General features: G+C 65.5%; 28 protein-coding genes. 19 read left to right on the forward strand and 9 right to left on the reverse strand.

Going from position 1 to position 21,662, the window contains the following annotated elements:
• Window positions 1–86 precede the first annotated feature (86 nt).
• From pnuC to ribH, 6 genes are read left to right on the forward strand one after another with little or no spacing between them, the layout of a single operon-like run.
• On the forward strand, window positions 87–770 hold the full coding sequence (gene pnuC / locus FYJ28_RS01010; protein WP_154577976.1) for a nicotinamide riboside transporter PnuC: 684 nt from the start codon (window positions 87–89) through the stop codon (window positions 768–770).
• Between the two features lie 2 nt (window positions 771–772).
• Window positions 773–1,834 (forward strand): bifunctional diaminohydroxyphosphoribosylaminopyrimidine deaminase/5-amino-6-(5-phosphoribosylamino)uracil reductase RibD, encoded by a 1,062-nt coding sequence (gene ribD / locus FYJ28_RS01015; protein WP_154577977.1) that lies wholly within the window; start codon window positions 773–775, stop codon window positions 1,832–1,834.
• A gap of 3 nt (window positions 1,835–1,837) precedes the next feature.
• Window positions 1,838–2,479 carry a riboflavin synthase gene (locus FYJ28_RS01020; RefSeq protein ID WP_055241487.1) on the forward strand — a complete coding sequence of 214 codons (642 nt, stop codon included), beginning with the start codon at window positions 1,838–1,840 and terminating at the stop codon, window positions 2,477–2,479.
• Window positions 2,476–3,117 carry a 3,4-dihydroxy-2-butanone-4-phosphate synthase gene (gene ribB, locus FYJ28_RS01025; protein WP_154577978.1) on the forward strand — a complete coding sequence of 214 codons (642 nt, stop codon included), beginning with the start codon at window positions 2,476–2,478 and terminating at the stop codon, window positions 3,115–3,117. Before FYJ28_RS01020 ends, ribB begins: the two co-directional genes overlap by 4 nt.
• Window positions 3,117–3,746, forward strand: a complete 630-nt coding sequence (ribA, locus tag FYJ28_RS01030) for a GTP cyclohydrolase II (RefSeq protein WP_154577979.1) — start codon at window positions 3,117–3,119, stop codon at window positions 3,744–3,746. The genes ribB and ribA overlap by 1 nt, the downstream gene beginning before the upstream one ends.
• Before the next feature lie 27 nt (window positions 3,747–3,773).
• Window positions 3,774–4,256 carry a 6,7-dimethyl-8-ribityllumazine synthase gene (ribH, locus tag FYJ28_RS01035; protein WP_154577980.1) on the forward strand — a complete coding sequence of 161 codons (483 nt, stop codon included), beginning with the start codon at window positions 3,774–3,776 and terminating at the stop codon, window positions 4,254–4,256.
• On the opposite strand, the gene FYJ28_RS01040 is transcribed toward ribH, so the two are convergent.
• The 3 genes from FYJ28_RS01040 to FYJ28_RS01050 form a co-directional block, all read right to left on the reverse strand.
• Window positions 4,253–4,732: an SRPBCC domain-containing protein gene (locus FYJ28_RS01040; protein WP_154577981.1), complete on the reverse strand. Its 480-nt coding sequence runs from the start codon at window positions 4,730–4,732 to the stop codon at window positions 4,253–4,255. The two genes, ribH and FYJ28_RS01040, sit on opposite strands and share 4 nt — an antisense overlap.
• A gap of 73 nt (window positions 4,733–4,805) precedes the next feature.
• The gene (locus tag FYJ28_RS01045; RefSeq protein ID WP_154577982.1) at window positions 4,806–6,182 is read right to left on the reverse strand and encodes an MFS transporter; all 1,377 of its coding nucleotides are present in this window, start codon (window positions 6,180–6,182) and stop codon (window positions 4,806–4,808) included.
• Window positions 6,183–6,560: 378 nt separating this feature from the next.
• Window positions 6,561–6,776, reverse strand: coding sequence for a hypothetical protein (locus tag FYJ28_RS01050; protein WP_154577983.1), 216 nt, complete (start codon window positions 6,774–6,776; stop codon window positions 6,561–6,563).
• A gap of 145 nt (window positions 6,777–6,921) precedes the next feature.
• Here FYJ28_RS01050 and FYJ28_RS17585 point away from each other — a divergent pair, with 145 nt between their 5' ends.
• Together FYJ28_RS17585 and FYJ28_RS17590 are read left to right on the forward strand one after the other, a co-directional pair.
• Window positions 6,922–7,182, forward strand: a complete 261-nt coding sequence (locus FYJ28_RS17585) for a GNAT family N-acetyltransferase, cg3035/Rv0428c family (protein ID WP_326831417.1) — start codon at window positions 6,922–6,924, stop codon at window positions 7,180–7,182.
• 37 nt (window positions 7,183–7,219) lie between these two features.
• Window positions 7,220–7,474: a GNAT family N-acetyltransferase gene (locus FYJ28_RS17590; protein ID WP_326831470.1), complete on the forward strand. Its 255-nt coding sequence runs from the start codon at window positions 7,220–7,222 to the stop codon at window positions 7,472–7,474.
• Window positions 7,475–7,489: 15 nt separating this feature from the next.
• On the opposite strand, the gene FYJ28_RS17595 is transcribed toward FYJ28_RS17590, so the two are convergent.
• Window positions 7,490–8,308: a CPBP family glutamic-type intramembrane protease gene (locus tag FYJ28_RS17595; RefSeq protein ID WP_326831418.1), complete on the reverse strand. Its 819-nt coding sequence runs from the start codon at window positions 8,306–8,308 to the stop codon at window positions 7,490–7,492.
• A gap of 22 nt (window positions 8,309–8,330) precedes the next feature.
• Complete coding sequence (locus FYJ28_RS01065; protein WP_154577984.1) at window positions 8,331–8,825, reverse strand: GNAT family N-acetyltransferase; 495 nt, start codon at window positions 8,823–8,825, stop codon at window positions 8,331–8,333.
• A gap of 414 nt (window positions 8,826–9,239) precedes the next feature.
• On the opposite strand from FYJ28_RS01065, the gene FYJ28_RS01070 reads away from it, so the two are divergent.
• The 4 genes from FYJ28_RS01070 (at window position 9,240) to hisF (ending at window position 11,987) form a co-directional block, all read left to right on the forward strand.
• Window positions 9,240–9,818, forward strand: coding sequence for a DUF3060 domain-containing protein (locus tag FYJ28_RS01070; protein WP_154577985.1), 579 nt, complete (start codon window positions 9,240–9,242; stop codon window positions 9,816–9,818).
• Window positions 9,819–10,007: 189 nt separating this feature from the next.
• A complete protein-coding gene (locus FYJ28_RS01075; protein ID WP_055241458.1) occupies window positions 10,008–10,271 on the forward strand; it encodes a phosphoribosyl-ATP diphosphatase in 264 nt (87 codons plus the stop codon).
• Between the two features lie 90 nt (window positions 10,272–10,361).
• Entirely contained in the window at window positions 10,362–11,204 is an 843-nt protein-coding gene (gene hisG, locus FYJ28_RS01080) for an ATP phosphoribosyltransferase (RefSeq protein WP_154577986.1), read from the forward strand.
• Between the two features lie 12 nt (window positions 11,205–11,216).
• A complete protein-coding gene (gene hisF / locus FYJ28_RS01085; protein WP_154577987.1) occupies window positions 11,217–11,987 on the forward strand; it encodes an imidazole glycerol phosphate synthase subunit HisF in 771 nt (256 codons plus the stop codon).
• On the opposite strand, the gene FYJ28_RS01090 is transcribed toward hisF, so the two are convergent.
• The 4 genes from FYJ28_RS01090 to FYJ28_RS01105 all read right to left on the reverse strand — a co-directional run bounded on the left by FYJ28_RS01090 (window position 11,907) and on the right by FYJ28_RS01105 (window position 15,500).
• Entirely contained in the window at window positions 11,907–12,986 is a 1,080-nt protein-coding gene (locus tag FYJ28_RS01090; protein WP_326831419.1) for an endo alpha-1,4 polygalactosaminidase, read from the reverse strand. The genes hisF and FYJ28_RS01090 overlap by 81 nt on opposite strands.
• Entirely contained in the window at window positions 12,979–13,473 is a 495-nt protein-coding gene (locus FYJ28_RS01095) for a hypothetical protein (protein ID WP_326831420.1), read from the reverse strand. Before FYJ28_RS01095 ends, FYJ28_RS01090 begins: the two co-directional genes overlap by 8 nt.
• Before the next feature lie 79 nt (window positions 13,474–13,552).
• Window positions 13,553–14,740: a serine hydrolase domain-containing protein gene (locus FYJ28_RS01100; RefSeq protein WP_154577988.1), complete on the reverse strand. Its 1,188-nt coding sequence runs from the start codon at window positions 14,738–14,740 to the stop codon at window positions 13,553–13,555.
• A 115-nt stretch (window positions 14,741–14,855) separates the two neighbouring features.
• Complete coding sequence (locus tag FYJ28_RS01105) at window positions 14,856–15,500, reverse strand: TIGR03085 family metal-binding protein (protein ID WP_154577989.1); 645 nt, start codon at window positions 15,498–15,500, stop codon at window positions 14,856–14,858.
• Window positions 15,501–15,591: 91 nt separating this feature from the next.
• Between FYJ28_RS01105 and hisI the strand changes: the two genes are divergently transcribed.
• The 7 genes from hisI to trpA all read left to right on the forward strand — a co-directional run bounded on the left by hisI (window position 15,592) and on the right by trpA (window position 21,660).
• Window positions 15,592–15,975, forward strand: a complete 384-nt coding sequence (gene hisI, locus FYJ28_RS01110) for a phosphoribosyl-AMP cyclohydrolase (RefSeq protein ID WP_055241443.1) — start codon at window positions 15,592–15,594, stop codon at window positions 15,973–15,975.
• Between the two features lie 30 nt (window positions 15,976–16,005).
• Window positions 16,006–17,592, forward strand: a complete 1,587-nt coding sequence (locus tag FYJ28_RS01115) for an anthranilate synthase component I (RefSeq protein WP_154577990.1) — start codon at window positions 16,006–16,008, stop codon at window positions 17,590–17,592.
• Window positions 17,589–18,209: a Trp biosynthesis-associated membrane protein gene (locus FYJ28_RS01120; protein ID WP_055241439.1), complete on the forward strand. Its 621-nt coding sequence runs from the start codon at window positions 17,589–17,591 to the stop codon at window positions 18,207–18,209. The genes FYJ28_RS01115 and FYJ28_RS01120 overlap by 4 nt, the downstream gene beginning before the upstream one ends.
• A gap of 100 nt (window positions 18,210–18,309) precedes the next feature.
• Window positions 18,310–18,600, forward strand: coding sequence for an HGxxPAAW family protein (locus FYJ28_RS01125; protein WP_055241437.1), 291 nt, complete (start codon window positions 18,310–18,312; stop codon window positions 18,598–18,600).
• Window positions 18,601–19,434 (forward strand): indole-3-glycerol phosphate synthase TrpC, encoded by an 834-nt coding sequence (gene trpC / locus FYJ28_RS01130; RefSeq protein ID WP_082413558.1) that lies wholly within the window; start codon window positions 18,601–18,603, stop codon window positions 19,432–19,434.
• Between the two features lie 76 nt (window positions 19,435–19,510).
• Window positions 19,511–20,863, forward strand: coding sequence for a tryptophan synthase subunit beta (trpB, locus tag FYJ28_RS01135; protein WP_229780075.1), 1,353 nt, complete (start codon window positions 19,511–19,513; stop codon window positions 20,861–20,863).
• On the forward strand, window positions 20,860–21,660 hold the full coding sequence (trpA, locus tag FYJ28_RS01140) for a tryptophan synthase subunit alpha (protein WP_055241435.1): 801 nt from the start codon (window positions 20,860–20,862) through the stop codon (window positions 21,658–21,660). Before trpB ends, trpA begins: the two co-directional genes overlap by 4 nt.
• Window positions 21,661–21,662: the final 2 nt, after the last annotated feature.

A 21,662-nucleotide genomic window follows, 5' to 3' on the forward strand; every position in this document is an offset into this window, starting at 1 on the left:
TCGGCGTACCCATTTGGGTACCCCGTGCTGTTGATGCATCGCACTGTCGTACCCCCGGAGCCGCCGCTACGGGATAAGGAACGACATTGGATTTTTTGCGGTGGCTCTTTGACGCGCAGATCCCCGTGGGGAGTTCTTCCCTGCTGGTGCGCGAAGTACTAGGCAACATCTTTGGGCTGCTCAGCGCCCTTGGCGGCATGCGCCGGAAGATCTGGGCCTGGCCGGTAGGCATTGCCGGCAACCTGCTCCTTCTGACCGTTTTCCTCGGCTCCATCTTTGGCGACGCCAGCACAGCGAATCTGCTCGGCCAGGCCGGGCGGCAGGTGATGTTCATCGCCGTCGCCATCTACGGCTGGCGCCGCTGGCAGGCCAGCAAAAACTCCGGCGCGGACGCCGTTACGCCGCAGTGGGCGTCAGGACGGGCACGGCTGGGCCTAGTCGCGGTCCTGATCCTGGGCACGGTGGCACTGACTCCCGTGTTCGGGATGCTTGGCTCCTACGAGCCGGTGTGGGCGGATGCCTGGACGTTCGTCGGATCGCTGCTGGCCACCTACGGCATGGCCAAGGGCTGGGTCGAATTCTGGCTCATCTGGGTGGCCGTGGACATCGTCGGTGTCCCGCTGCTCTTTAGCGCCGGCTACTACGCGACGGCGTTTATGTACCTGTTCTACGGCATCTTCACCCTGATCGGCTTCTTTGTCTGGTGGCGTGCCAAAGCGAACGAAAAGCCGCAGGTGCAGGTTTCAATGCCGGACCCCACGGTGAGGTAGCCATGGCCTTTTCCGACGCCGAACATACGGCGATGGAGCAGGCGCTCCAGCTGGCATGCAGGGGAGTGCGCGGCGCGAATCCCCTGGTGGGTGCCGTGATCCTCGGCCCTTCCGGAGATGTCCTGGCGACCGGCTGGCACCGCGGTGCCGGAACCCCGCATGCAGAGGCTGATGCCCTCGCATCCGCTGCCGCGGCGGGCACGGACGTGCGCGGGGCAACCATGGTGGTCACTCTGGAACCGTGCCACCACACCGGCCGGACGGGGCCCTGTTCACAGGCGATTCTCCGTGCCGGACTCGCCCGGGTGGTTTACGGTGCCGCGGATACCAATGACGACGCTGCGGGCGGAGCCGCCGCCCTGGCCGCTGCTGGGATCGATGCCGAAGGCGGGCTCCTTGCCGGAGCATCCCGGGAACTGAACCACCGCTGGGCCGTGGCCACAGCAGCGCGTCGTCCGTTTCTCACCGTCAAAACCGCGCAGACACTGGACGGCAGGACGGCAGCGGCAGACGGCACCAGCCAGTGGATCACCTCTCCCGAAGCCCGGGCAGATGCCCAGGACCTGCGTCTCCGGGCCGACGCCATCTTGGCCGGCACCGGAACCGTCCAGGCCGACGATCCCCGGCTGACTGCCCGAAACCCAGACGGCAGCGACGCCGTGCAGCAGCCCCTCCGGGTGGTCATGGGCCACACCCCGGTTCCCGGCGGCGCACGCGTCCGGGGGGCCGACGGGAGGTTCCTGCACCTGAAAACCCATGATCCCGCCGTCGTACTGGCCGAACTGTATGACCGCGGCGTGCGGCACCTGATGGTGGAGGGCGGCGGCACCGTGGCCGGAGCGTTCCTGCGCGCCGGGCTGGCCGATGAGCTGCTGGCATACACCGCGCCCGCACTGCTGGGTGCGGGCACCCCGGCGTTTGCCGGACTCGGCATTGTGTCCATGGCTCAGATACAGCGCTGGCGCTGGGACCAGGCCGGGGGCGGGGCTGCCGTCCCCGTGGGACCGGACCTCCGGCTGCACCTCGAACCGCTTCCCGAAAATGACCTCAGAGTAAGGACCTGATACGTGTTTACCGGCATTGTTGCTGAACAGGGCAGCGTAGTTTCCCTGGAATCCGACTCATCCGACGCCGGAAAGGTACTGGTGATCGACGCCCCCCGCACCTCCGGGGAGCTCGGCCTCGGCGGATCGATCGCAGTCAACGGCGTCTGCCTGACCGCAACCGCCATCGACGGGAACCGGATTTCATTGGACGTCATGGGCGAGACCCTGGACCGGACCACAACCGGTTCGCTCGAAGCGGGCCGGAAAGTGAATCTTGAACGCTGCGTTCCTGCCGGCGGGCGCCTGGACGGGCACGTCGTCCAAGGCCATGTGGACGGTGTGGGGACCCTCTTGGAACGCGAAGACCTGGGCAGCTGGGACCGGCTGCGGTTCCGCGTGCCGGCCCGGCTGGCCCGCTACATCGCGGAGAAGGGCTCCATTGCCGTCGACGGCGTTTCCCTCACCGTCACTGCCGTGAGCGAACCACGGGATCCCGAGCCTTGGTTTGAAGTCGGGCTGATTCCCACCACGCTGGCCGAGACCGGGCTGGGTGCACTGAAACCCGGGGCCCCGGTAAATCTGGAAGTGGATGTGCTGGCCAAGTACGCGGAGCGGCTGCTCGCGTTTGCGGCTCCCGCATCCGGCCCCGAGGAGGAAGCATGAGCACCCGGATGGACCCGATTCACGCCGCAATCCGGGCGATCGCTGCGGGAGGCGCCGTCGTCGTCGTGGATGACGAGGACCGCGAAAATGAAGGTGACATTATCTTCGCCGCCCAGCACGCCACCGCTGAACTGATGGGCTTCACCGTGCGGTACACCTCCGGCGTGGTCTGTGTTCCGCTGCCGGGGGAATGGGCGGACCGGCTGGACCTGCCGCCCATGACCGCGGTCAACCAGGACGCCAAGGGCACCGCCTATACGGTGTCCTGCGACGCGGCGTCGGGCACCAGCACCGGCATTAGCGCGGCCGACCGGGCGCTGACCTCGAGGGTGCTGGCGGATCCCGCGTCCCTGGCCGGCGACCTGAACCGGCCGGGACACATCTTTCCGCTGCGTGCCCACGATGGCGGGGTGCGTGCCCGCCGTGGACACACCGAGGCCGCCGTCGAGCTGGCGCGGCTGGCCGGCTGCACACCGGTTGGCGTGATCGCCGAGCTGGTGCACGACGACGGTTCCATGATGCGCCTGCCCGCCCTGCGGCAGTTCGCTGATGAGCATGGCCTGCCGCTGGTCTCGATCGAGGACCTGGTCGTGCATCTGGCGGCGGCCGCACCGGCTGCAGCAGGAGGCCGGCGGTGATGGACGCAGCGAACGTGGTGCCCGGACCCGTAGTCCAGCTGCCGACGGCGTACGGCGACTTCACCGCGCGGGTCTGGACCGATACACGGACCGGAGCCGAACACCTGAGCGTTTCCGCCCCGGGGACGGACCCCGACGGCGGAACCCCGCTGGTCCGGCTGCATTCCGAATGCCTGACCGGTGATGTATTCGCCTCTTACCGGTGTGACTGCGGGGAGCAGCTGGAACAGGCGCTCGGCCTGATCAGCCTGCACGGTGGAACCGTGCTGTATCTGCGCGGACACGAGGGCAGGGGGATCGGGCTGGCGAACAAACTCCGCGCGTACGCGCTGCAGGAAGCCGGCGCGGACACCGTTGAGGCCAACGAGCAGCTTGGCCTGCCGGTGGATGCACGGGACTATCAGGCCGCGGCGGAGATCCTCCTGCAAATGGGCACGCCGCGGATCCGCCTGCTGACCAACAACCCGGTGAAGCGGGACCGGCTTGAGGCGTACGGCGTCGAGGTGGAGGCGATGGTTCCCTCCGAGGTGCCGGTCCGGGCCGAGAACGAGCGGTATCTGCAGACCAAGCGGGACCGGATGAACCACCACCTGAACCTGCTGCGGGCCAATCCCGTGAAGCAGAGCTAACTACCGTCTACGAAGAGGACACGGAACATGAGCGGACACGGCGCGCCGGATAACGACGTCAGCAGCATCAGGGCCCAGGGCCTGGACATTCGGGTGGCGATTGTTGCCGCCAGCTGGCACACCGAGGTGATGAACGGACTGGTGGAGGGCGCCCTGCGTGCTGCCTCGGATGCCGGGCTTGGGCCGAAGCTGGTCCGGGTTCCGGGAACGTTTGAGCTCTCCGTAGCTGCTGCGCGGCTGGCACCGCACTTCGACGCCGTCGTGGCCCTCGGCGTCGTTATCCGCGGCGGAACCCCGCACTTTGATTACGTGTGCTCGTCGGCGACGCAGGGGCTTACACAGGTGAGCGTGCAGACCGGAACGCCGGTCGGGTTTGGGGTGCTGACCTGCGACACCGAGGAGCAGGCCCTGGACCGTGCCGGTCTCGAGGGTTCGTCGGAGGACAAGGGCTACGAGGCGTTTGCTGCTGCGGTCAACACAGTCGCTGTGCTGCGCGGGGCCGGGGTCTAGGGTTCCGGCCCTGTGCCCGCAAGGGTTTCGTAGGTGGCCCAGAACTCTGCCATGGGACGCGGCTCGCCAGCGAGCTGTGCTTCCAGGTAGAGCAGGTGTGTATACCAGCCGGGCAGGTAGTTCCCTGTCTCGGCGCCGAGGGCCTCGTGTGTCAGGACCAGCTGCGTGCCGGTTCCGTTCGGTGTGAGCTCAATGCGCAGCCGGGAGACCGGTTCCTCAGGGAAATGCCAGGTCATGGCGATCAGCCGCTCCGGTTCGCACTCCAGGATCTCACTGGTGCAGCAGTAGTCCTCGGCGTGCTCAATGAGCACGGTCTCCTCCCGTGCAAACCGGCCCGAAATCACCCTGCCCATCCACTGGGGCAGTGCCTCCGGATCGGTGAGTCCCCACCACACCCGGTCCGGAGAAGGGTCCAGGTGCCAGGAAATCGAGACTCGTTTGGCGGCTGTGTCCAGCGAGCTGTCTATGAGCGGCATGACGGGAGCCTAGCGGAGGGGCGTTCCTGATGCAGGAACTGCCCCTGAAACGCTTATATCAACCGGGCTCCGGCTAAGCCGGACTGCCGTCTCGCTCCGGCGTACGGATTCCCAGGAACGCGATCAGTGCGGCGGCGAACATCAGCAGCGCCGTCGCCAGTACCGTCCGCTGGAAACCTGCGTAGTCCAGGGACCCGGCGGAAATGGTGCCGATAAGGGCAACCGTGATGAGGCCGGCCACCCGGCTGACCGCGTTGTTCACGGCGGATCCGATTCCAGCGTCGGTCTCGTTCAGCGCACCAAGCACGGCGGCGGTCAGCGGAGCCACCATGACCGCGAGCCCCAGGCTGAAGAGCAGCAGGCCCGGCAGCAGTTGGGTCAGCAGATTCAGCGGTGGACTGACCGAGAGCATCAGCAGGAAACCAATACCCATGATTGCCGGGCCGCAGGTCATGAAGATCCGTGGGCCGTACTTCCCGGCCAGGTTTCCGAAGTAAGTGGAGAGCAGGAGCATGGCCACCGGAAGCGGCAGGGAAATGAGACCTGCCTGGATGGCAGTGAAGCCTGCCGCTTCCTGGACGAAAACGGTCAGCGCAAACGTGCCGAGGGAGAGCGCACCGTAAGCGGCTGCGGTCACCAGGTTTCCGTAGCGGAAGTTGCGGACCCGGAACAGGTATAGAGGCATCATCGGTGCCTTGGCGCGCGCTTCCCGAACCACGAACAGCACCAGGGCAGCCAGGCCTCCGGCGAGGGAGAGATACACCGCCGGGTCCGCCCATCCCAGCCGCTCCTGTTCAATCAGTGCATAGACGGGGCCGCCCAGTCCGGCAACTGCGAGCAGCGCTCCGGGAATGTCCAGTGCGGTCCGGCGGCGCGGACTGTCCTGCAGGCCCAGCATCAGCAGCAGGGTCAGCGCCACCGGCAGCACATTGACGGCGAAGATCAGGCGCCAGCTGAACCAGTCAACCAGCACGCCGCCCAGCAGCGGCCCGATGATCGCCGCGGTGCCGGTCCAGGCTGTCCACGTTCCGATGGCGCGGGCGCGCGCCGGCCCGGCATACGCCGTCGTAATTAAGGCCAGACTGCTGGGGACCAGCAATGCGGCCGCCATGCCCTGGATCGCCCGTGCGATGACGAGGACTTCCGGATCCCAGGCCAGGGCACAGCCGATTGATGCGGCGCCGAACCCAATCAGCCCCAAGGTGAGCACCCGGAGCCGGCCGAAGGAGTCGGAGAGCGAACCGGCAAGCAGGATCAGCGCGCCGAGGGTGAGCAGATAGGCGTTGACCGTCCACTGCTGGGTGGCGAGCCCGCCGCCGAGTTCCTCGCCGATGGCCGGCAGGGCGACGGTGACGATGCTGCCGTCAAGGAACGCCACGAATGAGGCGAGGATTGCGACGACGAGCAGGCGGCTGCGCTTGTCGGCAGGGGCCGGTGCGGTTTCCGCCATGTGGTGCGCCCTTTCCGGACAGGATGGCATCTGCTCCCATCATCACACCGGACAGCACTGCTCCGCCTTATGTCTCGCGCCGAAAGCTGTTGACCGCCAGCCTGTAGCGTGTTGACCATGAAGAATCTTCCCCTGTCCCTGACGCTGGCCGCCTTATCCGGGGCACTTACCCTGAAAAGCCCGGCCAGCTGATCTCCGGGGGTGCGCCGGGCCTTATGTTCTCGCTCCCGGCGCCGCGGCTGGCATTATCATTGCCGCAGCCTTTCGGAGAGGTGCTCGGCAAGGGCGGGAGATGGCCGCCGCCGGGAGAGTCGATCTTGTCACGCCGGCAGTGGACAGGCTCGACGGCGGGGCGGGCAGCACCGCAGCCCTTCCTTCTTATGTGCGCACGAATACGGGCCCGTCGCGGACAACGGCAATCGCATTGACCGCTTTGGCAGGGGCGGTGGGCGTCACGGCGAGCGGGTTCCTGGCACTGAGCCTGGTAGTGGACGAGCGGATCGAAACGTGGTTGATCCGCCGCGGGGCGGCCAGGCCGCGGCGCGTGATGGCGGTCCTCGCGGCAACGGGTTCGCTGGTGATGGACCAGATCATGGATTCGAAGGATGCCCGTCAGTAGAGTCACCGCACCCTCTCGCTGAAGCCATCACGGCGGAGTCCGTTGAAGGGCTCGGGTACTCTGGGCCCTTCGACCGAGGTGAAAGGGGGAACATTGCGCACTGCCGAGCAGGTGAAGCCCTTGCCCCTGTCGCTGGAGTCCGCCATGGATGCCGCGTGGCCGGCGCTGGACCGGGACGAGTCCGGCGGCTGGATTCTCCGCGCCGCGGGAGGAGTAACCCAGCGGGCCAACTCCGTCTGGCCGAGGGACATCAACGGACACTCAGGTGAAGAACTTTCCGGTCTGCTCCGCGAGGCGCGGTCCTGGTACGGCCGCCGCCGGCTTCCAGTGAACTTCCAAATCTCCGAAGACCCCGCTGCGGCGGCCCTCCCTCGTACGTGACAGCGGAGGCCAGCCCGCTGCGGTCGGCCGCCTTGCGCTGCCCGAGGGCAGCAGCCGGGGTGGCATCTACTGCATGGCCACCATCCCCGCGGCGCGTCGGCAGGGCCTCGCGGCAGCTGTCCTGGCCTCGTTGCTGCGGGCAGGGAAGGATGTGAACGCCACGGACTTTTGGCTCCAGGTGACTGCAGCGAACCACGACGCGCAGGCACTGTACGCCAGGGCCGGTTTCCGAGCCGCCGGCCGCTATGTTTACCGCCAGGACAGCCGTCAGGGCGCGCCAGCCGCGCACTGACATAGCGCTGAACCGTCAGGACGCCAGCCGCCTGTCTTGCCTCGCTGCCGCACTCCGGTGCGAAACAACCACGACGGCGACGGCGAGAGCCAGCACTGCAGCGTTCGCCGTGATGGTGCCCGCCCAGGTTGTCGGCGGGACCCCGAAGGTGAAGCTGGCCGCGTTGAACATGGTGTGGCACAGGATGCACAGGAACACGGCATTGCGGGGCGAGACAGTGAGAATTGCTCCGTAGAGGAAGCGGAATGCCATGACCTGGACAGCGAACATCCAGAAGTCGATGACGCCTGATTCATGGTTGGTGCCGGGGATGAAGAACAGGGGTACATGCCAGAGCAGCCAGATGATTCCGACCAACACGGAGGACACGAAGTACCCCCACCGCCGGTAGAGCTGCGGCTGGAGCGCTGTCATCCAGCCGGCTTCTTCCATGCCGCCGATGATGAGGTTGCCGGGCAGCGACAGAAAAAACATGAACCAGGGAAGCGCGTATGCCGAAGGTCCGGATACAAGCAGGTGGAGCGAAAAGTACACGATGAGCGCCGAGACGACCAGCAGATAGCCCGCCGGGCGTCCTTTGGCGAAGAACACGACCTGCAGCCATCCCCGCAGACCCGCTACCTGTCCGCTCTTCCTAAGAACGATGTAGGAAGCGATTGCGGGCGAAAGAATATAAACGGAGAAGGGCACGTTCGCGAGGAACTCAGGGAAGGACGTGACAACGTTGTTCACCTCGTACCCGAAACGGGCTGCGATGATCAGCGCGCCCGCAAAGCCGTAGGCGATCACGAACGTGAGGGCCGTGAACTGCCAGGCGATGCGTGTGTCCGTCACGCTGCAACGATATATCGCTCGTTCACGGCTTTCCGCCGCTTATCTCCTTGAAGTAGCGGGCAACTGGCCACCGCTTGAACCCGGACCCTTCGTAGAGGTGGCGGGCCGGTGAATGTCCGGGGTCGTCGCCCGTTTCTACCATCACCATTCGCATGCCCTGTACTCGCGCCTGTTCGATGGCGTGCTGCACGAGTGCGCGGCCGATTCCTTTTCCTTGGTGACGGGGGTCGACAGCAAGAACATAGACCTCACCCATGCTGTCCTCCGGATGAAGCCGCGTGCAGACCCAACCCGCAGGTGACTTGTCGATCAGGGCAACGTCGATATTCTCCGGCTCACCGTCGAGGATTGCTCCGAGATCATTGGACTGCCGGCTGCGCCAGCCATCGGGGTAGAACGACTCGTAGACGAAGGCAGGGACAGCTGACTTGACCAACGGGAACACTGGTTCCCTGGCCCGCAGCGAAAGAGCCAGCAACGGCCCGCGGTATTCGGCGGAATACGGCACGATTTCCATTCGCCAACAATAGCCAGCCGATTGTGGCTGGGAACGGCTGCGCCCGGAAACCGGGGCAACGGCGGGGCGCGAGGTAACAGGCCAAGGTTCCCACTCCCTGTTGCTCCTGTGGTCTAAGTGATCACTTCCGCAACACCGGCACCTGGGGATGGGAACCCCGGTGCCCAACACCCTCGCCACACCAATCCGTCCACGCCAGCCAGAGGAGGGGAAGCAGCAAGCTAGCCATGGAGTTCCAGTCCGTTTCAGCCGAGTCTGTGGTCATTGACGAGCCTCAGCATGGCCGTCCCGGCCAACGTGCTGAAGACTGGATGGGCAAGCGGAAAGACCCCGGAAGCGGAACCGCCAAAGAGCGCAGCTTCCCTTGGGGCAGGCCGCGCAACACCCAGCCCCGTCTAGCTGAGGAGAACCCGCATGTACCGCAATTTCCGTGTCACCGCGCCAGTGCTCACCGCCGTCGCGGGCCTCGCGCTCATCACCGGATGCACCAACCCGGCGCCGGAACCCCTGGAAACCGGTATCCCATCAACCAGTGCCGGAACACCGGAGAGCGTGAGCGCGTCTCCAACAGACTCAGGCACATCAGCGGCATCCGGGAACTCCGACGAGACGATTACCCTCAGCCGCGATGAAGAGCACCGAATTACTGAACCGAACACCAGCATTACCGTTACGTGCAACGGCGGGGGAGATATCGACGTCCAGACCAACGGCACCAGCGTGAAGACGACCGGTCAGTGTGAAGACATTGATATCCGCGGCAATGACAACTCAGTTACCGGCGAGAACGCTGAAAGCCTCGATATCGACGGCAACAACAATGAGGCCAACCTTAGGAATGTGCCCGAAATTGATGTCGGCGGGACCGGGAATACTGTCGGCGTCGAGGAGACCCGTGACATCGATGTCGAAGGGGAGAACAACAGCGTCACTTATGCCTCGGGGGATCCCACAGTCGAAACCACGGGCACGAATTCAATCTCGTCCCGATGAACCGCGGTAAACCCGGCGGGGGCGGTGCCGCAGCCAGGGAATGATTCCGATGATCTGAGCAGGCCTTCACCCGGATCAGTGGTTTGAAGATGCGTGGTAGCGCCGGGCGGGGACGCCGCCGGAAGCGTCCTTCGTCACACAGCCGAGCCGGAATGGGGCAGATTGTGACGCAGCGCGTACCCTTGATCTGTGAAAACCTTCGAAGAGCTATTTGCCGAACTCAGTGAGAAGGCGGCGACCCGGCCAGCCGGGTCACGCACCGTCGCCGAACTCGAGTCCGGCGTCCACGGCATCGGCAAGAAGGTAGTCGAAGAGGCCGCAGAAGTCTGGATGGCTGCCGAGTACGAGTCTGACGAAGCCGCAGCAGAGGAGATCTCCCAGCTGCTCTATCACCTGCAGGTCCTTATGCTTGCCAAAGGCATGACCCTGCAGGACGTTTACAAGCATCTCTAGCCACGCGCTGCCTTTGAGTACCCCTCAAACAGTGTGTGGCCCGCCGGCAGGCCCAGTTCCCATCTGACTTCCAGCGAAAGAAATACTCCAATGCTCCGTGTAGCAGTGCCCAACAAGGGCGCCCTTTCCGAATCCGCCTCCGCCATGCTCTCCGAGGCCGGTTACCGCCAGCGCCGCGACAGCCGCGAACTGGTGATGGTCGATCCCGACAACGACATCGAATTCTTCTTCCTCCGCCCGCGCGACATTGCCGTCTACGTCGGCTCCGGAACGCTCGACGTCGGACTCACCGGCCGCGACCTCTTCCTGGACGCGCAGGTGGATGCTGAAGAACTGATGAGCCTCGGCTTTGGTGCATCGACCTTCCGCTTTGCCGGACCGGTGGGGGAGTTCGCCTCCCTTGAAGAACTCAACGGCAAGCGCATCGCCACCAGCTACGACGGACTGCTGCGCGACTACCTGGCCGAACACGGCGTCGATGCGTCTGTTGTTCGCCTCGATGGCGCCGTTGAATCCTCTGTGCGCCTTGGCGTCGCTGACGCGATTGCCGACGTCGTTGAAACCGGTACCACGCTCCGCGCCGCCGGGATGGAGATCTTCGGTGAACCCATCCTGAAGTCCGAAGCCGTGCTGATCGGCCGCAAGGGTGCCAACCCCGCCGGGCTGGAGGTGCTCAAGCGCCGCCTCAAGGGTGTCCTGGTGGCCCGGCAGTACGTGATGATGGACTACGACGTCCGCAAGGAACTGGTCGAAGCGGCCGCTGCCCTCACCCCGGGCCTTGAATCCCCGACCGTCTCCCCGCTGCGGGACTCGGAGTGGGTAGCCGTGCGCTCCATGATCAAGAAGTCGGACACCAACCGCATCATGGACGAGCTGTACGACCTTGGCGCCCGCGCCATCCTGGTCAGCACCATCCACGCCTGCCGGATCTAGGGGAGCGCAGTCATGAGCGTTGCCATCCGCGTCATTCCCTGCCTGGACGTTGATGCCGGCCGCGTGGTCAAGGGCATCAACTTCGAAGGCCTGCGCGACGCCGGTGACCCGGTTGAGCTGGCCCACCGCTACGACCGCGCCGGTGCAGACGAGCTGACGTTCCTGGACGTCACCGCGTCCTCCGGGGCACGGGAAACCGTGTTCGACGTCGTCTCCCGCACGGCCGAGGAAGTCTTCATTCCGCTGACCGTAGGCGGCGGCGTCCGCACTGTTGAGGATGTTGACCGGCTGCTGCGCTACGGTGCGGACAAGGCGTCCATCAACTCTGCAGCCGTTGCGCGTCCGGACGTGATTGATGAGATCACCCGGCACTTCGGCTCCCAGGTGCTGGTGCTCTCCGTGGACGCGAGGCGAACGCACGACGGTTCAACGCCGTCGGGCTTTGAAATCACCACCCACGGAGGCCGCAAGGGCACGGGGATCGACGCCGTTGCCTGGGCCAGGGAAGCCGCTGACCGGGGCGTGGGGGAGATCCTGCTGAACTCCATCGACGCTGACGGTACCCGGGATGGATTCGACCTGGAAATGATCCGGGCCGTGCGGGCAGCCGTGCAGGTCCCGCTGATCGCTTCCGGCGGCGCCGGCTTGCCTGAGCATTTTCCGCCGGCCATCGCTGCCGGTGCGGATGCCGTGCTGGCGGCGTCAATCTTCCACTTCGGTCCGGACAACGCGATTGCCGACGTCAAGAAGGCCATCGCGGACGCGGGTTATCCCGTCCGGTAGCCATACCGCCGGGCTGTGCCCGGCGGTATGACCGGTTACTGCCGGCATCCTGCTGAGCTTCGCCCTGGAGCCGAAGTTCAGCAGGGCTGCCGGTCCGCCCCGAGATCCAGCGGCTTCAGCATTGAGGACAGGCCGAGGCGCGTGGACTCCGCGCAGAAGTCCAGCGTATTCCACGTGCAGCACCGCCTTGCCAGCCTCGGTGAAAGGCAGGTAGTCCCCGCATTCCCCGTACAGTGCGCATTCCTCATTTATGGCGAAGTCGAAGTCGCCCACAAGGTGGGGGATCTGCTCCAGGTCGTTCTTCAGCGCCACGGACAGTCCGCGTTCGTGTGCCAGGCGGGCGACGGCGCGGTTGAAGGACAGCTGGTCCGCTGAGCTGAGCTCGAAGCCTGTCTCGTTGCGGTAGCCGTCCACGTTGTCCGGCTCCACGGCATCAAATCCCTTGTGTGCGCAGATGTCCATCCTGGCTGCCAGCAAGGGCAGCAGGATGTCCTGGCGGCGAATATCCAGCCATCGTTCATCCGGCCAGCCGTCCATCACCTTGCCCAGCACCTCGTCCGGAAACCCACCCGAATCCGGGCGGAAATCCTCCCAGGAGCCCACCGACAGGTAGCAGATAACCCGGCGGCCGTCCCGGTGCAGGCGGGCGACCTCGACACTGCTGGTCCGTTCGTAGTCAACGTCGTAGATCCGCGCGTCCACACGGGAATCCAGGGCGCCGGTCAGCTGCCACTGCCAGGTGTCTCCGGGGACGGGGACCCACCGCTTTGCCGCTGATTCCTCAGCATTTGCTGCTTCCCCTGAAGCTTCGACCGTTGCCGGAGCCGTGTCCGCGGGGGAGGAGGCACCGTCGTCGCCCGGCACACAGCCTGCCAGGAACACAGCTGCCAGTGCGATGACCGGGATGCGGACCCAACGGGCGTCCTCCAACGGCCCCAGCAGGGGGTTGCGCCGGGACCGGTTCGAGACGAATCTCCGGTCCTGTGCCTGCCTAGGCACGGGCCTGGACCAGGTTGGCGTAGGGCAGGCGGCCGTAGCACCCGCGGAACCGGGCGTGGTAGTCAGCGTGCGCCCGGTTGAGTTCTTCCACCGGCAGTTCCTTCCACGCAACCAGCAGTGCACCGGCGCCGGTCAGCTGCCAGATGAGGCGGCCGTCCCAGTGCCCGGGCGGTCTACCCTTGCCGAAGTCCACAAACCCCTGGATTTGGCGCCTCAGACCGCGGTTGCCGTTGCTGCCGGGGCCGGCCTTGCCGATGAACAGGATGTCCGCCTCCGCGACCCATTCGCCGGCAAGCTCAGCCTCGGCCAGGGACGGGTTCTTCTTCTTGAATACGCCGGCAGTGCTCTTCGGGAGGTACCGGGGTTCAAAACCCTCGAGGCGCAGTATGGCGAAGAGCCCCTGGCGCTGCGGAATCCGGTTGACCTCGAGGTGCTCGATCTGCCGGAATCCGGCAAAGCCATCGTCCTTGAGTGTTTTCCTGTTCACCGGAGTCCTTGCACAGAAGTGACCGGTTGCACCGGGCAGCCGGGGGCGAGGGCAACTCGCCCTCCAAGGATATCCGGGCTCATCGGCCCGGATTCGCCGCAAGGACCTCCGCGAAGGACCGGAAAGCCTCGTCCGCCGGGTGCACGCCCGGCACGTTCGATTCGTTCATGAACACCACTATGGTTGCCCCGCTGTCCGGGTCATGGAATGCGGCGGACGTGAACCCGATTCCTTCGCCGTTGTGGCCCCACCAGCCGCCGGTCTCACCGATGCCCAGTGCGTACTGGTCATAGGGCGGACCGGTTTCGAGCGGGGCACCTGCCTGGCGCTCGTCCTGTGTATCCGCCTCCAGCAGCGATCCCGTAGCCAGAGCCTCTGCCCATACCCGCGCATCATCCACGGTCGAGAACAAGGATCCGGCTGCCGCGAAAATGGATGGGTTCTCCTGCTGGGGCTCCAGCACGCCGTCCTGCTCGACGTACCCGGTTGGATGCGGCTGGGCCCAATCCGACGCATCCGTGACGTAGCTGGTGGAGGTGAGTGCCAGAGGCTGCAGGATGCGTTCGCCCAGGACCTGGCTAAACGGCTGGCCGGTGACGTTCTCAATAACGGCACCGAGCAGGTTGGTGTTGGCGTTGGTATACATGCGCTGCGCACCGGGCTCGAACTCCGCCGGCTCACCGAGCACAAAGCTGTTGAGCTCTGCCAAGGTGAATATCCGTGCCGGATCCTGCTCATATTCTGAAGCGAAAGCATCGCCGGTGTAGTCGGCATTGCCGCTGGACATCTCCGCGAGCTGCCGCAGAGTAATCCGGTCGCCGTTGGTCACTCCGTCCACATACTCGCCAATGGTGTCATCGAGGTTCAGCAGGCCCTCGTCGGCGAGCTGGAGCAGCAGGGTAACGGTGTAGGACTTCGTGATGCTGCGCAGCGGCCACTCCATGCCGGGGGAGACCGCCGCGCCGCCGGCGGCGTCGGCCGTCCCGGACACGGCCTGCCAGGATCCCGCACCGGCTACCCAGACCCCGGCTGCGGCGCCCGGCACTTCGTAGCGTTCCATGACCTGCTCCAGCTGCGCCTGCAACTCAGCCTGCAGGGCATCGGGCAGCTCGTCCTCGGCCGATACCCCCGGAGACGGCGAGGAAAAGGGTGTTGTCTCGGAGTCCCGGGCGGTGTCAGGGGAGGAGCAGGCGACAAGCAGAAGCGCGGCGGCTGTACCCGCAGCCGCGAGCCGGGTGACAGACGCAAAGACGCAGTTCCTGCCCATGGGGATCTCTCCGAAGCCGGCGGTCAGTGCATTCGGCTTAACACTGGCAGTCCCCGCGTTCCCGGGCAACGAAAAAGGGTCCGGCGAATACGCCGGACCCGTAATCGAAAAAGGGCTAGAGGCCTATGTCGGCGCTTTCAAGCAGCGCGACGGCGTCTGCCTGGCCTTCGAACATGACCAGGGCCTGCTGGGTGCGGCCGTGGGCATGCAGCAGGAGCTCGCACGGCTCTCCGACGATCGCCACGGACACAGCGGCACGCTTGGCAACATGGCGGGGACCGTCAGGCCGAACCAGGATGATTCCGACGTCGACACCGCGGTAGAGCAGTGCGGCACGCTTGAGGAGCTCAGACCAGAGGGCTTCCGAGTATTCGGAATCCAGTGCGCGCGGCGCCCAGCGGTCGCCGGCCCGGCGGATGTCTTCGGTGTGCACAAAGTACTCCACCAGGTTGGCGCTGTTGTCCACCGATTTAATCTGCATGGGAGACAGGAGGGGAGGACCTGACCGGAAAGACTTGACCAGCTTGGCGTAGCCCTCGGAAGTGGAGACTCTGGCGGCCAGGGTGTCCATGGCTTTGGCGGTCTTGGCGGCGAACGGCTTTACGAAAAAGCCGAGCGCTGAGGCGGGCCGGTGTTCGCGCAGGTAAAGGTGCGCAGCAAGATGCCGGGTCTCCCACCCCTCGCAGAGCGTGGGCGCGTGGGGACCGGCCGCGAGCAGTGTTTCGGCCAGGACTTCACGAGAGGGTTCTACGAATTGCATCACTGCTGAAACTAGCATGGAACCCCCCCGCATTGCCCGCTGAACGCGGCCATTCGGCCCCGGTGCGGCTAAACACACTAGAATCGTAGGGATGGCAACAGACACCACCCCCCAGACCCCCCATACGGACTCCGAACTGGACCCCGCAGTAGCAGCGACCCTGAAGCGCGATGACGCGGGACTGGTGGCGGCGGTCATCCAGCAGCATGACACCGGTGAGGTGCTGATGCTCGGCTGGATGGACGACGAAGCGCTTCACCGTACCCTCACCACGGGCCGGGTGACCTTCTGGTCCCGTTCCCGTCAGGAGTACTGGCGCAAGGGCGATACTTCCGGGCACGTCCAGCTCGTGAAATCCGTGGCGCTGGACTGCGACGGCGATGCACTCCTGGTTCGCGTGGACCAGGTTGGTGCGGCGTGCCACACGGGCACTCGAACCTGCTTTGAGGGCCGTGGCCTTCCGGTCTCTTCCTAAACACTCCCTTCCAAACCGAAAGCCCGATAAATGCAGGATCTAGGTGTTATTTCCCCTTCGCTGGAGGAATTCCGCGAACTGGCCGCGGACCGGCGTGTTGTTCCGGTCCGGCTCAAGGTGCTCGCTGACGCGCACACGCCGATCGGCATTTACCGCAAGCTGACCGGTGGAGAGCCCGGAACCTTCCTGATGGAGTCCGCGGCGTCCGGTGGTGTCTGGTCCCGTTACTCCTTTATTGGGGCACGCTCCCGCGCCACCCTGACCACCCGCGACGGCGAGGCTTTCTGGCTGGGTGAGCCCCCGGCCGGTGTCCCGGTGGATGGCAACCCGGTGGAAGCGATGGCAGCCACTCTGGCGCTGCTGGCAACAGACCGGTTCGAGGGACTGCCCCCGTTTACCTCCGGCCTGGTCGGTTTTGTGGGCTGGGAATCGGTGCGGCACTGGGAGAAGCTGACTTCCCCGCCCGTGGATGACCTGGACCTGCCGGAGATCGCCATGAACCTGGTCTCCGACATGGCAATTCACGACAACTCGGACGGCACAGTGCTGCTGGTGGCCAACGCCATCAACTTCGACGGCTCCGACGAGCGGGTCGATGATGCCTGGCTCGACGCCGTCGGACGCCTGCACAGCATGCTGGACCGCCTCGCGGCCCAGTCGCCCCAGGCGGTCACCGTACTTGAGGGCGGAACTGTCGACGTTTCCGCGCTCACCGCCGGCGTCAGGGAGTCCTGGCCCAAGCCGGAGTACCTGCGGGCCGTGGAACGCGGCAAGGAGGCGATTGTCGACGGCGAGGTTTTCCAGGTGGTCATCTCGCGCCGCTTCGAAATGGACTGCCGGGCCGAGGCCCTGGATGTCTACCGGGTGCTGCGCACCACCAACCCCAGCCCTTACATGTACCTTTTCAACTTTGAGGACGCCCGCGGGAACCCGTTCGCCGTTGTTGGGTCCTCTCCCGAAGCCCTGGTTACGGTGACCGGACGCGAGGTCATCACTCACCCGATTGCCGGATCCCGGCCGCGGGGGAAGACCCAGGAGCTGGACCGCGCCCTCGCCGAGGAGCTGCTCGCCGATGAGAAGGAACGCGCCGAGCACCTGATGCTCGTGGACCTGGCCCGCAACGACCTCTCCAAGGTCTGCCGCCCGGGCAGTGTGGACGTCACCCAGTTCATGGAGGTGGAGCGTTTCAGCCACATCATGCACCTGGTCTCCACCGTGGTGGGCGAACTCTCACCGCAGCACTCTTCGTATGACGTGCTTTCAGCCACGTTCCCGGCAGGCACGCTCTCCGGCGCGCCGAAGCCGCGCGCGTTGAGGCTGCTGGACGAACTTGAACCCCACCGGCGCGGCATTTACGGCGGCGTGGTCGGGTACCTGGACTTCGCCGGGGACATGGACATGGCCATCGCAATCCGCTCGGCCCTGCTTCGTGACGGCAAGGCCTACGTCCAGGCCGGCGGCGGAATCGTGGCGGATTCCGATCTTGAAGCCGAAGCCCTTGAGACGGTCAACAAGGCGGCGGCCCCGCTGCGTGCGGCGTTGATCGCCGGGGGTCTGGAACCGGTCACCGAGTTGGTGGCCCGGCAGATTTTCAACAGTCAGGAAGAGAACAAGTGAGCACAAGGCCAGCCTCCGGCGCTCCGCGCTGGCGGCGCAAATCAACGGTTGTCCTGGGAACGGTACTGCTCGGCGCAGCAGCGTTCGGTACCACCACCCGGACCTGGCTCGACGTCGTGCTGCCGCAGGCCGCGGTGGAAACCCCCGACATCGCCGTGGCGGGAAGTGAAGCAGCTACCGCCGTAACGGCGTTTGCCGTTGTGGCGCTGGCGGCAGCCCTTGCTGCGTCCATCGCCGGGAAGGTGGCCCGCTGGGTCATTTCCGTGGTGCTGCTGGTTGCCGGAACCGGTGTGGCGTACGCAAGCGCCGCGGTCATCAGCGATCCGGAGCAGGGTGCGGCCGGCGCCGTGGGCAAGGCTGTGGGCGTGAGCGGAAGCGCGGGTGCCGAAGTCACCCTCACCGCCATGCCCTACCTCGCCGCTGCCGCCGGCGTGCTGATCGCACTGGCCGGTGTGTGGCTGGCGGTGGCCTCCCGCACCTGGCCGGTCTCCCGCCGTTACGCCGCCCAGCCGGCCACCGGTGCCGCTGAGAAAACCGAGTCAACACAGCCCCCGATCGATGACATCGACAGCTGGGACCGCCTGACCAAGGGCGAAGACCCCACGAATTTCCGCTAAGCCGGGCCGTGCCCGGCCCAGCGCGCGGCGCAACAAGTACGAGAGTTTCTGCCAGCTAATGGCAGAATGGACCACAGACCCGTTTACGAGGAGATTTACCATGAGCACAAACGCCCTTGACCAGCAGGACACCAAGCCCGAGAACGATTCCGAGGCCCACGCCAGCATCCATGACGAGACCATCGGCCACGGCAACACCCCCGCCGCCTGGACCTGTGTGCTGATCATGATGGCAGGTGCCCTGGTTTCCAGCATTGGCTTCGTTATGGCCAGCTGGCTGATCTTCGGCATTGGCCTCGGCGTTATGGTCCTGGGCCTGGTCGTCGGCGGCGTCATGAAGAAGGCCGGCTACGGCGTCGGCGGCTCGAAGCTGAAGAACAGCGGACACTAAGTGACCGTTCTCGACGACATCATTGCCGGTGTCCGCGAGGACATGGCCCAGCGGAAGCTGAACCAGCCGCTGGAAACGGTGCAGGAGCGTGCCGCGCAGGCCGCTCCTGCGCTGGATGCCTTCGATGCCCTCGGCGGCAACGACAATCCGCGGACCGCCCTCCGGGTGATTTCCGAGGTTAAGCGCTCCAGCCCTTCCAAGGGTGCACTGGCTGAGATTGCCGATCCGGCGGATCTGGCCGTGCGCTACGAACAGGGTGGTGCCGCCGTCATTAGCGTGCTGACCGAGGCGCGCCGTTTCAACGGCTCGCTGGCGGATTTCGACGCCGTGCGGACCGCGGTAGGCATCCCGCTGCTGCGCAAGGACTTTACGGTTGATCCGTACCAGATCTGGGAAGCCCGCGCGCACGGGGCCGACCTGGTGCTGCTGATTGTGGCAGCCCTCGACGACGACCAGCTCCGTTCTTTCCTGGACCTGACCCATGAACTGGGCATGAATGCACTGGTTGAGGCCCACACCGCGGAGGAAATCCAGCGTGCCGGTGCAGCCGGCGCCCGGATCATCGGCGTCAACGTCCGTAACCTGAAGACGCTCGACGTGGACCGTTCGGTCTTCGCCTCCCTCTCCGAGTCCATTCCGGCCGGTGCGGTCGTAGTGGCCGAATCGGGGGTGCGTGATGCCTCCGACGTCGCGCACTACGCAGCACACGGCGCCAACGCGGTGCTGGTGGGCGAGGCACTGGTAAAGCACGACGATCCCGCAGCCACCATTGCGGAGTTCATGGAAACAGGAGCCGCGGCCATCGCCGACCGGCTGCAGGCCAGCGGACGCTGAGGACAACTTTCGACAAACCTTCCGTTAACCGCCAACAGCGGCGGTCCACGGACATAAGCAGGACAGGACAGGCCCCATGACCGGGATCCCGGAGAACAGCAGCCCAGCCGCAGCGGCAGGCACGCCAGAGCAGACGGTGACCGGGCAGGTGACTGAGTCCTTCCTTGCCGGGGGACCGTCGCTTCGCCACGCCGCCGGCCCGTACTTCGGGGAATACGGCGGGCGCTGGATGCCTGAATCCCTCATCGCGGCGCTGGATGAGCTCACTGACACCTTTGAGAAGGCCAAGGCAGATCCCGAGTTCACCGCCCAGATCGCTGAGCTGAACCGCAGCTACTCCGGTCGCCCCTCGCTGCTCACCGAGGCCAAGCGGTTCGCCGAGCATGCCGGGGGAGTGCGGATCTTCCTCAAGCGCGAGGACCTGAACCACACCGGCTCCCACAAGATCAATAACGTCCTTGGCCAGGCGCTCCTGGCCAAGCGCATGGGCAAGACCCGAATCATCGCTGAAACCGGTGCCGGGCAGCACGGCGTCGCCAGCGCCACCGCGGCCGCCCTGCTGGGGCTTGAATGTGTTGTCTACATGGGTGCCGAAGACTGCCGCCGGCAGGCGCTGAACGTCGCTCGCATGGAACTGCTGGGCGCAAAGGTCATCCCGGTCACCAACGGATCACAGACCCTCAAGGACGCCATCAACGAAGCCCTGCGGGACTGGGTGGCCAACGTATCCAACACCCATTACCTGCTCGGTACCGCTGCCGGTGCGCATCCTTTCCCAGCGATGGTCCGCTACTTCCACGAAGTCATCGGCGAAGAGGCACGCGAACAGATCCTGGAGCAGACCGGCAGGCTGCCCGACGCCGTGTGCGCCTGCGTGGGCGGCGGCTCCAACGCAATCGGCATCTTCCACGGTTTCCTGGATGACCCCTCCGTCGCTATCTACGGTTTCGAAGCCGGCGGCGACGGCGTCGACACACCGCGCCACGCAGCCACCATCACCCTGGGCCGTCCCGGCGTCCTCCACGGCGCCCGCACCTACCTGATGCAGGACGAGGACGGGCAGACGATCGAGTCCCACTCGATTTCCGCCGGCCTGGACTACCCCGGTGTGGGCCCCGAACACGCCTACCTCGCGGACATTGGACGGGTTTCCTACGAACCCATCAACGACAGCGAGGCGATGGAGGCCTTCAAGCTCCTCTGCCGCACCGAAGGCATCATTCCCGCCATCGAGTCTTCCCACGCCCTGGCAGGCGCCATAAAGGTGGGCCAGCGCCTGGCCGCGGAGGGCGATCCTTCCGGGAAGATCGTGATGGTCAACCTCTCCGGTCGCGGGGACAAGGATGTAGCCACCGCTGCCGAATGGTTCAACCTGCTCGACGAGAAGTCAGCTGAAGCCGAAATCGGCAAAGAAGGAGAACAGCTGTGAGCCTCTCAACCGCCAGCAAGTCCGCCGCCGCAATTGACCGGGCACGCGCCGACGGCCGTGCAGCCCTGGTGGGCTACCTCCCGGCAGGTTTCCCGTCCGTAAAGGAAACCATTGAAGCCGGCATTGAACTGGCCCGCGGCGGAGCCGACCTGATTGAAATCGGTATCCCGTATTCGGATCCGGTCATGGACGGTTCAGTCATCCAGGCTGCCACAAGCCAGGCCCTCGAAGCCGGGTTCCGCGTCCAGGAAGTGTTCGACGTCGTTGCCGGCATCACCGCCGAAACCGACGCCGCCGTACTGGTCATGACCTACTGGAACCCGGTTATGCGCATGGGAGTGGATGAGTTCTCCCGCCGCCTGGCTGAAGCCGGGGGAGCAGGACTCATTACCCCCGACCTGATTCCCGACGAAGCCGGTGAATGGATCGAAGCCTCGGACAAGTACGGACTGGACCGTGTTTTCCTTGTCGCTCCGTCTTCCACGCCCGAACGGATGAAGTCCACCGTCCAGGCCAGCCGCGGCTTTGTGTACGCGGTGTCCATCATGGGCGTCACGGGCACCCGCACCCAGGTGTCCGACGCCGCTGAGGGCGTTGTCAGCGCGGCCCGCGCTGCCGGAGCGGACCGCGTCTGCGTCGGACTCGGAGTGTCCACCTCGAACCATGTCCGGGAAATCGGCGCCTACGCTGACGGCGTTATTGTAGGCACCGCCCTGGTGGCAGCGCTCCGCGACGGCGGTCCCGCCGCAGTCGGGGAACTGGCCCGAGAACTCAGTACCGGAACCGGAAAGAACTGACC

Origin of the sequence: Arthrobacter sp. BL-252-APC-1A, assembly GCF_009696625.1 — a bacterium.
In the GTDB taxonomy this organism is placed as follows: Bacteria; Actinomycetota; Actinomycetes; order Actinomycetales; family Micrococcaceae; genus Arthrobacter_B.

Coding starts and splice junctions, on each gene's coding strand:
- ribD (WP_154577977.1), top strand. CDS start 773: ATGGCCTTTTCCGACGCCGAACATACGGCGATGGAGCAGGCGCTCCAG.
- hisF (WP_154577987.1), top strand. CDS start 11,217: ATGAGCGTTGCCATCCGCGTCATTCCCTGCCTGGACGTTGATGCCGGC.
- FYJ28_RS01115 (WP_154577990.1), top strand. CDS start 16,006: ATGCAGGATCTAGGTGTTATTTCCCCTTCGCTGGAGGAATTCCGCGAA.
- FYJ28_RS01125 (WP_055241437.1), top strand. CDS start 18,310: ATGAGCACAAACGCCCTTGACCAGCAGGACACCAAGCCCGAGAACGAT.
- FYJ28_RS01070 (WP_154577985.1), top strand. CDS start 9,240: ATGTACCGCAATTTCCGTGTCACCGCGCCAGTGCTCACCGCCGTCGCG.
- hisI (WP_055241443.1), top strand. CDS start 15,592: ATGGCAACAGACACCACCCCCCAGACCCCCCATACGGACTCCGAACTG.
- ribA (WP_154577979.1), top strand. CDS start 3,117: ATGGACGCAGCGAACGTGGTGCCCGGACCCGTAGTCCAGCTGCCGACG.
- hisG (WP_154577986.1), top strand. CDS start 10,362: ATGCTCCGTGTAGCAGTGCCCAACAAGGGCGCCCTTTCCGAATCCGCC.
- FYJ28_RS01050 (WP_154577983.1), bottom strand. CDS start 6,776: ATGATCTGGTCCATCACCAGCGAACCCGTTGCCGCGAGGACCGCCATC.
- ribB (WP_154577978.1), top strand. CDS start 2,476: ATGAGCACCCGGATGGACCCGATTCACGCCGCAATCCGGGCGATCGCT.
- FYJ28_RS01100 (WP_154577988.1), bottom strand. CDS start 14,740: ATGGGCAGGAACTGCGTCTTTGCGTCTGTCACCCGGCTCGCGGCTGCG.
- FYJ28_RS01065 (WP_154577984.1), bottom strand. CDS start 8,825: ATGGAAATCGTGCCGTATTCCGCCGAATACCGCGGGCCGTTGCTGGCT.
- trpB (WP_229780075.1), top strand. CDS start 19,511: ATGACCGGGATCCCGGAGAACAGCAGCCCAGCCGCAGCGGCAGGCACG.
- FYJ28_RS01045 (WP_154577982.1), bottom strand. CDS start 6,182: ATGGCGGAAACCGCACCGGCCCCTGCCGACAAGCGCAGCCGCCTGCTC.
- FYJ28_RS01105 (WP_154577989.1), bottom strand. CDS start 15,500: ATGCAATTCGTAGAACCCTCTCGTGAAGTCCTGGCCGAAACACTGCTC.
- ribH (WP_154577980.1), top strand. CDS start 3,774: ATGAGCGGACACGGCGCGCCGGATAACGACGTCAGCAGCATCAGGGCC.
- FYJ28_RS01040 (WP_154577981.1), bottom strand. CDS start 4,732: ATGCCGCTCATAGACAGCTCGCTGGACACAGCCGCCAAACGAGTCTCG.